At 53.6% G+C, this 11,836-nt stretch carries 10 protein-coding genes and 2 pseudogenes; 5 read left to right on the top strand and 7 right to left on the bottom strand.

Going from position 1 to position 11,836, the window contains the following annotated elements:
- The first annotated feature begins 568 nt into the window (after nucleotides 1-568).
- Together PHN51_12545 and PHN51_12540 are read left to right on the top strand one after the other, a co-directional pair.
- Nucleotides 569-1,483: a hypothetical protein gene (locus PHN51_12545; protein MDD2819606.1), complete on the top strand. Its 915-nt coding sequence runs from the start codon at nucleotides 569-571 to the stop codon at nucleotides 1,481-1,483.
- 241 nt (nucleotides 1,484-1,724) lie between these two features.
- Entirely contained in the window at nucleotides 1,725-2,549 is an 825-nt protein-coding gene (locus tag PHN51_12540; GenBank protein MDD2819605.1) for a hypothetical protein, read from the top strand.
- 844 nt (nucleotides 2,550-3,393) lie between these two features.
- Here PHN51_12540 and PHN51_12535 read toward each other — a convergent pair.
- From PHN51_12535 to PHN51_12515, 5 genes and pseudogenes are all read right to left on the bottom strand, one after another.
- Nucleotides 3,394-4,125, bottom strand: a pseudogene (locus PHN51_12535) (IS630 family transposase).
- Between the two features lie 68 nt (nucleotides 4,126-4,193).
- Nucleotides 4,194-4,883 (bottom strand): hypothetical protein, encoded by a 690-nt coding sequence (locus PHN51_12530; protein MDD2819604.1) that lies wholly within the window; start codon nucleotides 4,881-4,883, stop codon nucleotides 4,194-4,196.
- A gap of 2 nt (nucleotides 4,884-4,885) precedes the next feature.
- Nucleotides 4,886-6,016, bottom strand: a complete 1,131-nt coding sequence (locus PHN51_12525; protein ID MDD2819603.1) for a hypothetical protein — start codon at nucleotides 6,014-6,016, stop codon at nucleotides 4,886-4,888.
- Entirely contained in the window at nucleotides 6,016-7,008 is a 993-nt protein-coding gene (locus PHN51_12520) for a hypothetical protein (protein MDD2819602.1), read from the bottom strand. The genes PHN51_12525 and PHN51_12520 overlap by 1 nt, the downstream gene beginning before the upstream one ends.
- A 72-nt stretch (nucleotides 7,009-7,080) precedes the next feature.
- Nucleotides 7,081-8,033, bottom strand: a pseudogene (locus tag PHN51_12515) (IS30 family transposase).
- Nucleotides 8,034-8,218: 185 nt separating this feature from the next.
- On the opposite strand from PHN51_12515, the gene PHN51_12510 reads away from it, so the two are divergent.
- The 3 genes from PHN51_12510 to PHN51_12500 all read left to right on the top strand — a co-directional run bounded on the left by PHN51_12510 (nucleotide 8,219) and on the right by PHN51_12500 (nucleotide 10,927).
- A complete protein-coding gene (locus tag PHN51_12510) occupies nucleotides 8,219-8,758 on the top strand; it encodes an HD domain-containing protein (GenBank protein MDD2819601.1) in 540 nt (179 codons plus the stop codon).
- Nucleotides 8,758-9,228: a hypothetical protein gene (locus PHN51_12505; GenBank protein MDD2819600.1), complete on the top strand. Its 471-nt coding sequence runs from the start codon at nucleotides 8,758-8,760 to the stop codon at nucleotides 9,226-9,228. Before PHN51_12510 ends, PHN51_12505 begins: the two co-directional genes overlap by 1 nt.
- A 391-nt stretch (nucleotides 9,229-9,619) precedes the next feature.
- Nucleotides 9,620-10,927 carry a hypothetical protein gene (locus PHN51_12500; GenBank protein ID MDD2819599.1) on the top strand — a complete coding sequence of 436 codons (1,308 nt, stop codon included), beginning with the start codon at nucleotides 9,620-9,622 and terminating at the stop codon, nucleotides 10,925-10,927.
- Nucleotides 10,928-11,029: 102 nt separating this feature from the next.
- Here the strand turns inward: PHN51_12500 and PHN51_12495 are convergent, their stop codons facing one another.
- Complete coding sequence (locus PHN51_12495) at nucleotides 11,030-11,665, bottom strand: transglycosylase SLT domain-containing protein (GenBank protein MDD2819598.1); 636 nt, start codon at nucleotides 11,663-11,665, stop codon at nucleotides 11,030-11,032.
- Between the two features lie 13 nt (nucleotides 11,666-11,678).
- On the bottom strand, nucleotides 11,679-11,836 hold a 158-nt coding region (locus tag PHN51_12490; protein MDD2819597.1), incomplete at its 5' end, for a TrbM/KikA/MpfK family conjugal transfer protein.

Raw genomic sequence — 11,836 nt, 5'->3', positions numbered from 1 at the left:
GCTGGATGGAGGTCAAGCGCCGGACCAAGGAGGAACTGGAGCGAGCCGTTGAACACGTGTTCGAGCACTTTGGCAGTCAATTCAAAATGGAGTTCTGACTCGATTAACTTCTGCTGGCTAACTTAGCGATGGTTTCAAAGGGGCTGCGGGCAAATTTGACAAGCGCCAAATTTCCGGTATCGGCCCACAAGAGATATTCATCCGTTCACCGCAAAGCGTACTATCATGTGCTGAAACGCTGATGGCGGACACTTCGGCTACGATTAACCCCGTCACTCAGGACACCGGCGCCAGGTGTCCGACATCGCATGGAATACTGTCCACGATGAGCCTGGAATCACTGTCCGCCATCAGTGGAATGCGCAACATGCTCCCAGACTTGCTCCTACAATCATTTGAGGCAAAAAAAAGTGCGCCGGATTGCATCGAATTTTTATACCAGTATTTTGCACGTTCTGCGAACGCCAATCCAGGTAGCAAACCATTTTCAGGAGGATGCTGTGCAAACAATATCTCGCAATGTCCTGTTTATTCCGAAAGTTCTGCAGGATGAATTAAATTGAGCGATATGAATATTGTCTTATGCCTCGCTGTCCTGGAATCTACTCCTGAAATCCCTATCACGCAGGAACAATTTCATGAGGCGCAGAAATCACGCACTGCTCTGAACGCTGCCTTTGCGTTGGAAGAGACATACGACCTATTGATTTCCAACTTCTTGGAACTTGAGCAAGACGCGCTATGCGCTGCTGCATCATCTGTTGTAAGAAATATTCATTCGTATGAAGATCTATTTGATGTCCGCTCCAACTCCAATCGGAGGGTCGTCAATCTTCTCAGCGCGGCGCGCCTGTATCTCGATCACGCACCGCAACACCTGGCCGACTGCGCTTTCGATGTAGAGGCATCCCGAAAGCTCTTTAGGCAGGCAACTTCGGAGCAATACGATGCTCAGTTCTCGTACAGATTTATGGAGGCCCTTCGCAATCACGTTCAGCACTCCGGCCTAGCTGTTCACGTAGTACGGCATGCTTCTCAATGGACTGGGGTGGAACCTGCGAACGTGCTCGAAACCCGTCTTGAACTCGTGACAGAGAAGAAATTCCTTCAGGAAAACTCTAAGTTTCACAAGAAAACTTTGGCCGAAATGCCTGATAGCGTAGAAATCATCCAAGCTTCGCGCGAGTACCTGCAAGGCTTGGGTCAGGTTCACACTCAAGTACGGGCTATTCTCGATCAAGTTGTACCGAATGCACGAAGAACTCTCCAGCAGCTCATTGACACCTATGCACCGCGAAACAATGGCAGCACCCTTGGTCTCTCGGTTATGCAGATTGACGGAAAAGAGCGAAAGCCGCTCTTGCCCATTTTCCTGAACTGGGACGATGTCAGGCTAAAGCTACGAACGCGAAACGGTTCCCTTGGAAATCTGAGTCGTAGATTCGCAACAGGCCACCGGAGCTTGCCAATAGAGCGGCAATGACGCCCAACCCTTCCACCGAGAGGAATCGCCCCAGCTTGCCGGGTCGAGCCTCTCATTTCAAACGTTGAGCGTCCGCTTCGACATTACACCAGTGTTCGCTCTTGGCCGTTATGTGCAGCTGTACATAACGGCCAGAAGCGGACGTTTACTAAGGCTAGATTTTGAGGCTTGAACGCTTCTACGAAACCGGGATAGAAATCGCTTGCATAATCATCATCAGACACCAACAGGGACGATAAGGATGTACGAAGAACGATTCATTGCTTTTGTAGATATTTTGGGATTTGGCAAGCTAGTAGAGAAAAGCTTCGTAACACCTGATCTTCCCCAGAAAATACTTGATGCACTGATGGCGATGCATCCAACACAGATTGAAGCCGAACTTATCACTACCGTTAATTTAGAGCTAATTCCTGTGGAAGACGTGGAGCAGGTTCGAGAAACCGCGCGACACATTTCAAAAATCCAGCAGAAAATGCACCCTGTTAGCATTAACTATTTTTCTGACAGTTTGGTTCTATCTGCCCGCTCTGATGATGTCATTGCTTCGCAAATTCTTCTGGATCTACTCACTAAAATCAGCGCAATGATGTGGATGTCACATAGCCTATTGCTTCGCGGTGGTGTGACAATCGGGAAGCTCGTCCACATCCAAGGTGGTCCAATGTTCGGGCCAGCAATGAATCAAGCATATTTCCTTGAATCCAAGAAGGCCGACCATCCTAGATTTCTGATCGATAGACACTGTATCGAACGTTACAGAACTGTTGATACTTTTAAACTGTTCGAGTCATTCATTCAAGAAGATAGTGATTACTACTACGCCTCTCTTGCGACTGCTTTCAGGCACATTTTGAATGACAGTTCACTAGTCATGTCTGGCGAGAAAGTTCTTCGAAAGTTCCGACAATCAATGCTGCAAGCTCCAGCAGAGATCGAAAAACTGCAGGAAAAGTTCAAAGACGACGACAGAATTCGCCAAAAATATGAATGGCTGGCTAAGGAGTTCGAGGCACGAATTACTGAAGTGAATCCGCTGCATCCGTGTGAGGACGACGATTACTAATCTTTCGGAAAGGTGTGCCACTTTATTTCAGGTGAGAGATGGTCTTCCGAGAGTGGCGGGTGGCAGACGGTGTGACCTTACTTTCCGAAAATTTAGTAAATAGCACCAACTTTTTCAGACACTCTATGACCGCGTTGGGTCGAAACTTGCCGGTCGCGGTGAAGTTTTTCTGACCGCTACCAGCCTGAACCAGTCACAGCCGTGTCAAGTTGGCTGGCTGCTGCTGGCCAGTAGCCGGTCGTCATTGTCTGACGATTCTTCCCCCCTCGCTGTTGCAGTGCAGTCGCTTTCTGAAGACGACCCCTCCGCTCCTGGACTATTTCTGCACAAAGCCATCTAAAAATTGATGGCAAAATAACATTAAATTAACACGTGGCCGATAGCAATCCTAAGAAACTGCTGTTATCCCAGACTAGAACATGACCGCACTGACCACACTGCTCGACATCTACCGCCAAGCCGCTGCCTCCGAACGCGAGAAGGGAACTTACTTCGAGGAGCTGATCGTCTGCTACCTGCGCAACGAGGCCACCTACCGGGACCTCTACAGCGACGTGTGGACCTATGGCGACTGGGCCGCGCTGCAGGGGCTGGACAAGCGGGATGCGGGGATTGACCTGGTGGCGCGCACGGCGGGGACCGGGGAGTACCACGCGATCCAGTGCAAGCTGTACGCGACGGACTACAAGCTGCAGAAGAAGGACATCGACAGCTTCTTCACCGCTTCGGGCAAGAAGCCGTTCACGCACCAGATCATTGTCAGCACCTGTCTGCACTGGAGCGAGCACGCCGAGGACGCGCTGCGCGATCAGCAGCCCCCGGTCAGCAAGATCGACCTCATAGTACCGGCCATCAGGCGCTGCAGGAAGGTCTTGAAGACCGGCCCCGTGACGGTGCCGTCGTGCAGCATGAAACGAAATTCGCCCTTGGGGCTCACCGCCGAGAGCATGTTGAGCGAGAAGCGCCGGCCGGTGGCCGTCACCACGTGCGTCTGTCCCGCCGGTGCCCAGGTCGTGCCCGTGTGATAGTCCGAGCGGATGCCCGCCTCGTCGGCAAAGCACACCGTCGCACCCTGTGCTCTGGCCTGCTTCTTGATGGCGGGGAACTCCTCGGTCTCCCATTTGCGCACCCGCTCGGGATCCTGCTGCCAGGCCCGGTAGAGCGGTTTCTGCACCGTGATGCCCAGCAGCGACATGACGCGGCTGACCGAGGACAAGGCCATCGTCTGGCCGAACTGGTGCCGGATCAGCTCACGCAGGATCGACAGCGTCCACAGGCCGCCCGCGAAGCCGTGCTGCAGCGGCGTCTGGTCCGTCACGGCCTGGGCCAGCGACTGCATCTGAGGCTCGTCAAGCTTGGGCGGTCGACCTGGAATCGGCTTGGCCTTGAGCGCTTGCTCGCCGCCCTTGTAGTAGTCGGCCAGCCAGCGAAAGACCGTGCGGCGATGCACGCCGTAGGCCAGTGCCAGGTCGGTCGCTTTCATGCCGGCCTTGGTCGCTTCGATCGCACGCAGGCGCATGACTTCGAGCGTGGCATGGTCAAGCTTGCGGGCGTCGGTCTTCTTGTCGGTGGTCATGTCCCGAGTCTACAAAAGTGACTTTACTTCCCGAAAATTTAGTAACTTCGCAGCCGTCTCTCAGCCAGTCATTTCGTCCGCTGCATGGCATTAGCTAGGGCCAGACGCAGCGGCTCCAATAAATGCTCGATGGTGTCCTCAGAACTAAGCGACGCAGACCCACCTGACGACAGAACCACCGTCCCTCTGTGAGGGCTAGACAGTCGAAGCTGGATTTTCTCCATTGCGAAATTCCTGTCTTGGGTCAGCGCGGTGTAGGCGGCACGCACGTCCCGATCACCCTTGATAACTACCTTCGCAACGATGCCCGCCTCAATCTCCAAAGCACCGATTTGGAGAGAGTCCACGACCGATGAAACTCCGCCAACATTTTGGAGCACGGCTGACCACGACAAGACGTCGACCACCGCAGGCGTGATTGCAGCCTCAAAATCCACTGCCTCGGACAGCCTATTCATCAGTGCCTGGACATTTCGCGGAGGGTCAATTAGCTCTAGACCAGGAGCATCTGACGAAGCCCGAAACAGCGTTTGGCGGAACTCAATCCGCTCAAATTTCAACTCTTTACCAAAAGGATCAATAACAACATCGGTGTATTCAATCCGTTCCACATAGCGTGCCTCAAGGTAATCATCACGCACCCTGTCAATAAAAAATCCATGCCCCGATTCACCTTCAAATGTACGCTTCTTGATTAGCTCTGCCAATTTGCGAATCGAAGTAGGCCACTCAACTTGGAACCAGCGAAATCTTTTCATGGTCACTCCTTGGAATCACCTGGTTCGTCATCGACAGCTTCTTTCAGCAGGTCAGCCAACACCTTTCTGGCGGTTTCTTCAACGAGCGAAAATAGATTAGACTTCTCTGTATCGGCCACATGCACAATTGACTTTCGATGTGTCCCCTTGTGCGCTCTAAAAGCACCTTGTGCTTGATATCGAAATCCAGTACCCGTCTTTCTATTTTCAAATCCTGCATCAAATTGAATGATGTCATTCGGCTCGCGCTCGTGTTCCGAACGCCAAGTAATTGCCGTGATGAAGAAACCCCGTGAAGTTAGGTCTTTGTACTCCTGAGACTGAACAAGGTTCTGCCCTGACAAGACCATAGTGTGCACAACGGCTGCAAACATCTCTTTTGCAACTCCGTCCTCAAAGCTATCTTCCAGATCGAGACTGTCTTCGTCGTCCTCACTCCTGGTTTGCAGAGACGACACTTTCAAGTTCATGACGTTCTTGAGCTTGTATCCCGGTAGTGAAGAAATCAATCGTGTGAAAAACCTGGAACGCAATGCTGGTGTGGTGAGTCTCGTCAGTTCAATCGTTTCCTCAACGATCTTTTCTTTACGCTTCTGCTCGACCGTCTCTTTGATCGCTGCGACAACGCGCTTTGCCTTTTCAGTTGCCGGAAGCCTAACTACGGTCTGTCCGTTCTCTACGAAGAATTCAATCCCGGCCTCATGACGCTCGCGTTGAAGCAACCGAGTTCGCGTGTGATTGAATTCTTCATAGGAGATGTTGACTGCGTAGCCCGTTCCACCCTTTGGCCGATGCGTTACGTTTTCGCTGACACCTACGGCCTCGGCGTAGGCCGTCGCTGCCTCCTTCATCTCATCGACAGAGAGCTGAGAGCCCAGCCGAACGAAGGTAGTCTTTTCACGCCGATGTACCGGTTCCCGCTTTTGGACAATACCTGCGATGTCGTGAAAATCATGTGGCAAAAGGGATAGACGATCCGCCAAATCTTCTCGGGAGTCCTCAGGAGAGTAGAAAATACCTCTATCCCTTGCCAATTCACGAAGTACTGAAGCAGTCAGCCGTTGCCTGCCTGAAATCAGTAGGTCGTAAATATCGTTATCGTTAGCACTCAGGTGGTCGAGAAAATCAGCCATCACCACATCCCCAAATCAGTTGCAGAATAGGTACTCTTGACCTTATTCATCGGCTCATATTTGATTGCATTCACATAGCCAGCCAAGTCGGTCTTACTGGCGTTAACATTGATACTTTCAATGTATTGCTGCTGCGCACGCTGAAAGGTTGGGGAAGAAATTGGCGACGCTCCAAGCGTCTTGATAGTGACAGATGTATTATCGTCCAAAAGCTCATACTTGCGAAGAGTATCAATCAAGTACATAAATTCATCCGTAGTCTCCCCTTTTCTAGAATAGAAAACTACAACACCCCGCTTTGCACTCCCTTTTGGGTCGCGATGCTCCAGAATAATTATTGGAGACGTCAGCATTTCCAGTGTTGCCGCTTTAGCTGTTCTCGCCTGAAGATTCGCGCGCCGATTTAACTGCGGATGGAAATAATTGCAGAACTCATGCGATGGCAGCTCGGCTGGCCTCTTGCCTCGCATTCTCTGCACTTCGTCGCGGATGTTGTCTAACCAAAATATTTCCTTCGGCCCCAGCACGAAGAGTTTTGCACCTCTGGGAAGATGCAAGGATTCCGGGCTAATTCCAAGAAGATTTCTCTGGAAATCAGCTTCGTACTCCCCGTCATGGTTATATACGAACAAAAGCCCACAAATTGAAGCGGTTACATGGTCGTGACCGTGCAGCTCTCGCCATCGGTCACTCTTGTCGGCGCAGGCAACCTGCTTTGCCAGACTTTCTATGGCAGACTTAACCGATGCTGGGCGAATCGTCCCCTTTGCATAACTTTTTAGGTCGCAATGGACGTAAGTTCTGACTGGAGAATATGGCTCATCATAGTAATAAACTACATCGCATGGATGTGTTTTTACGTCGTGCCGATTTTGATCCTCACACGGCCAATCATGATTCGTAGGACCACTACGCTCCCAGAAGAACTCGCTAAATAGCTCTGTTGCTGCAACTTCAGCAAGTTTTGCAGTATTCTCATTCTCCGCTGACATTTTAACTCCGTGTAGGTTAATCAAAATTTTTATTGATGGCGAATTCAAATCTGAAGCGCAACACCCAGGGTTTCAGTGAATGAGGGTGGAGTGCTGGAAGCTGTTCAGGAGCAGTTCGCGGTAGACGGCTAGCGGTGATCGTACACCGAGCCCCTTGCGCGGACGGCGATTGATCTCGTCGGCAATCGCATCAAGCTGCTCCTGGCTGTAGCCCGACAAGTCGGTGCCCTTGGGCAGGTACTGGCGAACCAATCCATTGGTGTTCTCGTTGGAGTCGCGCTGCCAGGGGCTGTGGGGGTCGCAGAAGTAGACAGCCACGCCGGTCTGCTCGGTCAGTTTCTTGTGTAGGGCCATCTCGCGGCCCTGGTCGTAGGTCAGGCTCAAGCGCATCGGCTGGGCAATGCCGTTGAGCTTGTCGGTGAAGGCCTGCAGCACGTTGGCGGCACTGGCGGGCTTGGGGTGCGGCAGCTTGACCAGGATCAGCAGCCGGCTGGTGCGCTCGACCAAAGTGCCGACCGCGCGCTGGCATTGCCTTCGCCCTTGATGAGGTCGCCTTCCCAATGGCCGGGAAACTGGCGGTCTTCCACCTCGGGCGGGCGCAGGTGGATGCTGAGCATGTCAGGGATCTGGCCCCGTCGGTCCTTGCCCTTGCTGTGCGGTACGCGCTTGTTGCGCGCCTGGCGTAGGCAGGCAATCAGGTCCTTGCGGAGCTCGCCTACGGGTTGGGCATAGATGCAGTGGTAGATGGTTTCGTGCGACACGCGGTACTCATGGCCCTTGGGGTAGATGCGTGCCAGTGTCAGGGCAATCTGCTCGGGCGACCAGCGTTGTCGTAGCCATTGCTGCACGAGGCAAAACAAGATGGCGTCGGAATGCAGTTTGCGCAAAGGCCGGGACTGCTCACGACGATGCTGACAAGAATGCTGGGCTGTGGCGCTGCCGTAGTGACCGGCACTGGCGTTGCGGCGCAGTTCCCGACTGACAGTGCTGGCCGAGCGACCAAGCACGCTGGCGATTTCACGCACGCTGTAGTTCTGCTGCTTCAGGCTGGCGAGGGTCACACGGTCTTCGGGCTATAGCTGGCGGTAGGTTCTGGGCTGTGGCGACATCGGCTTACCTTACGGCAGGTCAGGTGTTGCACTTCAGATCGACCAGGTGCGCGCAGGTTAGCCTTACAGTCGAAGCTTGGCTAGACGCTTTTAAATCCGACATGCAGAACACATCCCCTCAGTTCGGTGCTTTCGTCCAGGCCGTCGCCTTCGCCGCCGACACGCACCGCAACCAGCGGCGCAAGGACGCCGAGGCTTCGCCCTATATCAACCATCCGATCGCGCTGGCCAATGTGCTGGCCAACGAGGGCGGCATTGATGATCTGGTGGTGCTGTGCGCGGCGGTGCTGCACGACACGATCGAGGACACCGAAACCACGGCCGACGAGTTGCGGGAGCTTTTCGGCCCCGACGTCGCATCGGTCGTGCTGGAAGTGACCGACGACAAGTCGCTGGACAAGCCTGCGCGCAAGCAGCGCCAGGTCGAGCACGCGCCGCACCTCTCGCCTGCGGCCCAGCTCGTCAAGCTGGCCGACAAGATCAGCAACCTGCGCGACATTCAGGCCTCGCCGCCAGCGGACTGGTCCACCGAGCGCAAGCAGGCCTACTTCGACTGGGCCGCCCACGTGGTCGCCGGCCTGCGCGGCATACATCCCGGTCTGGAAGCGGTGTTCGACCGGGTTTACGCTGCGCGGCCCTGATGGCAGGCAGCATCATCTTCACCGACAGCTGGGAGCCGGGCCACTGGTGCGGCGCCGCCCTGCAGCTGTGTGCGGAGCATCTGGTCGAAGGCGAGGAGGAGGACACCCGCTATCCCGAGCAATGGATCTATCTGCTGTGGCGGCCGATTACGCGCGCGGTGCCTTTCAGCCGCCCTGACGGCTGGGGGCTGACCGTCGGCCACCCCCAGCACGAGATGCGTGAAGCTCTCCCGGCAGGCGCTGCGGTCTACCTCCTGGCGGACGAGGAATGCGTCTGGTCGTCCTGGCTGACGATTCCCCTGGCCTGTGACCGGTTCGAGCCCTGGCTGGTCGCGAAGATCCACGCCCATATCGCGAGCCAGAAGCTGGCTGAAAGCAGCCGCTACGCTGCCTGGTACGGCAACCGTGACGCGGACTTCCAGCGCTTCCTGAACGGGCTCAACGGGTCGTTCGCAGATCCTCCACCGTGAGGCCGTAGCGCTTCATGGTGTCAACGATCTCCGCAATGATCTCCTGCCGCACCGCCTCTGGATCTCTTTCGGCCTGTGCAAAGAAGGCATTGGCTTGCTGCAGCAAATCTTCGAACCGTCTGTCGGTTAACGGCTCCTGTCGGGTGGCGTGTGACGATGTAGGATGTCGGTGAGATCGAGCGGAGTGCATATTGGGGTCGTCTCAGAATTCGGAAAAAATCATACGCCAAGGGCGAGAAGTCTCAGGTTTAGCCCATAGATCCCGCGCCGCAGGCGTCAAGAAATGCTGAAATCGGTCCTATCTTAATGGGAAATCTATTGTTGGAATTGGGTGGTGTAATTTTGATTTCAAAATTTTTCGACCTGCAGTTCGTTAAAGGATATCTGAAAATTGAACGAAACCCTTGCTGATATTGAATCTTTATCGCTGCGTTGTAGGTCTGAGCAGTCTAGGGATTACATCGCGGAAGCTACTCTATGCTACAGAGCTGGCGCGTATCGGGCTGCTATAGTTAGCACCTGGATTGCTGTGGTTTTTGATCTTATCGATAAGATTAGAGATCTGGCGGTGGCTGGTGATGCTGCCGCTCGGGAACTGGAATCTAAGTTTCAGACGTACATTGATAAAATAAATGAGGGAAACGCGCAGGGGGTTGCTAAGGGTCTTGAGTTTGAGCGAGAAATTATCAATGCGTGTCGAGAAAAACTGCAGTTCTTCGACCAGCAACAGATCCTAGACTTATATCGGCTAAAGGAAGATCGGCATCGGTGCGCTCACCCATCTTTTCAGCAAGTAGGGGTGCCTTATAAGCCGTCTGCTGAACAGGCAAGGCTGCATATCAGGAATGCAGTTGTACACGTGCTTTCTCAGCCTCCTGTTCAAGGCAAAGCGGCGATTTCAGGAATTAAAAAAATAGTCGCGTCAGATTACTTTCCGGAGGATGTTGGTAGAGCTATCCTGCAGCTCAAAAAATCTGGATTGGAAAATCCAACTACCTCTCTTGTAAACTCTACTATTGACGCTCTTGTTTTTGGATTTCTTGCTTTTGAAGATATTCTATACCAGAAGAAGCGGGTGGTATCCGCGCTTAATGCAATACATGAATTGAAACCCGGTCTTTTTGAAGCGCGGATCGGTCTGCAGTTGAATAAGGTGGTGAGGGATGTGGAAGATGATCGGATTCAATGGGTACTCTACCTCGTTGCGTCCGTGAGCCGGGCGTGGGATCTGATTGATCAACCTTCCAAAGACAAGCTTGCACAAGTCGTTGAAAAAGCTTCCTATGAAGATTTGGTCCCTGCATTGGGGGTTTTGGTAGAATTTATTGAATTAAAACCTATTATAGAGAAGCGCGTTTCTAATTTTGAGTTGGATCAATTGTCAGGGGTCATAAATGTTGAGGGGCTTGAGTCAGTTATCAAGGAGAGAGTGATGCAGCTTCTTGCTAAGTCAAGGTCATGGGATAGAACTAACTCGATATTTGATAAGGTGGTCTTTCCAATATTCACCATATTTCAGCAGCAGGATGTTGTACGGATAATAAAACTTAAAACCGAGCATGGTGCCGATATTCCGGGTTCTCATGGATTCGGTCTTTTTGTGAGCAAGGTCCGCGAGAAGAATCTTCTTGCAAGCGATGAGCTCAATAAACTTTTAACGGATAACAGCGGCGGGTATTTGGTACCACAACAAGAGTGAACAATTTCTTAGAGTCGGCCCTACTACCTGAGTTCAGAGTTTGGCAAGCGCAGCAAGAACAGCGCTGTTCAGTATGAAATTCGAAATTCAGGCCTGTTTTGGTCACTTCGTTTCCGCTTGATTGTTCATCCTAAAAGACACCGTGCGGGGCACGTAGCCGGCCACCGTTGCGCTGCGAGCTGCTGCGGTCTTCGGGGTGGCCTGCTGCTGGGGTGCTAGTTCCGCCTTGTCCTGTTGGACCACCGTGCCCGTCGGAGTGGGCTGGCTGGGTATCGAGGGCGTGGCCCCTGCCCTCGTCACGTCGAGCGTGACGAACCGGGCTTCGAGCCAATTGGCCCACTTTGACGCCTTGCGCATCAAGTCGGCCCGGTACACCTCGTTGTACTGCTTCGTGCGCGAGTGGTAATTCGCAGCCTTAGTCCACAGGTCGCCCTTGTCGTTGCGGATGTGCATCCGCAACCGCCAGGCGGCTAGGTCGAACGAGTAGCAGCCGGCGCAAGCTACATCGTTCGCAGTGATGCCGAACCGGGCCAGGTCGCCCAGGTATGCTGTGTTGAACTGCATCGGGCCAACGTCATGTGTGCCATTCGAGTTGCGCACCCACTGGCCCGGCTTGCCACCCTCTTTCTCGGCGACGGCCAAAACGATGTTGACTGGAACTTCGTACTTGACGGCGGCCGAGATCGAGCAGACGACGCGCTCCTGGAGATGCGGCGGCAGATCGGCGAAGAAAGACATGCCCGCCGCTCCCTCAATTCATCCAGGACTGGCGACGTCGTTCTTCGTCCTCACGCCGGATGCGTTCGTTGTACTCGGCCAGCGCGCGGTCATACTCGCGCGCTTCGATCCAATACCCGCCCCGCTCTGGCGTTCCGACATAGCGCGGAACCGTACCGTTGAAGTCGGTGT

It is taken from the genome of Candidatus Nanopelagicales bacterium, assembly GCA_028687755.1.
Lineage (GTDB): Bacteria > Actinomycetota > Actinomycetes > S36-B12 > S36-B12 > UBA11398.
The sequence above is the reverse complement of the archived record's forward strand: the minus strand, read 5'-3'. Positions and strand labels throughout refer to the sequence as shown.

Excerpts from the sequence above, each read along its gene's own strand:
- PHN51_12510 (MDD2819601.1), top strand. The coding sequence starts at position 8,219 with ATGCAGAACACATCCCCTCAGTTCGGTGCTTTCGTCCAGGCCGTCGCC.
- PHN51_12545 (MDD2819606.1), top strand. The coding sequence starts at position 569 with ATGAATATTGTCTTATGCCTCGCTGTCCTGGAATCTACTCCTGAAATC.
- PHN51_12505 (MDD2819600.1), top strand. The coding sequence starts at position 8,758 with ATGGCAGGCAGCATCATCTTCACCGACAGCTGGGAGCCGGGCCACTGG.
- PHN51_12530 (MDD2819604.1), bottom strand. The coding sequence starts at position 4,883 with ATGAAAAGATTTCGCTGGTTCCAAGTTGAGTGGCCTACTTCGATTCGC.
- PHN51_12525 (MDD2819603.1), bottom strand. The coding sequence starts at position 6,016 with ATGGCTGATTTTCTCGACCACCTGAGTGCTAACGATAACGATATTTAC.
- PHN51_12520 (MDD2819602.1), bottom strand. The coding sequence starts at position 7,008 with ATGTCAGCGGAGAATGAGAATACTGCAAAACTTGCTGAAGTTGCAGCA.
- PHN51_12540 (MDD2819605.1), top strand. The coding sequence starts at position 1,725 with ATGTACGAAGAACGATTCATTGCTTTTGTAGATATTTTGGGATTTGGC.
- PHN51_12495 (MDD2819598.1), bottom strand. The coding sequence starts at position 11,665 with ATGTCTTTCTTCGCCGATCTGCCGCCGCATCTCCAGGAGCGCGTCGTC.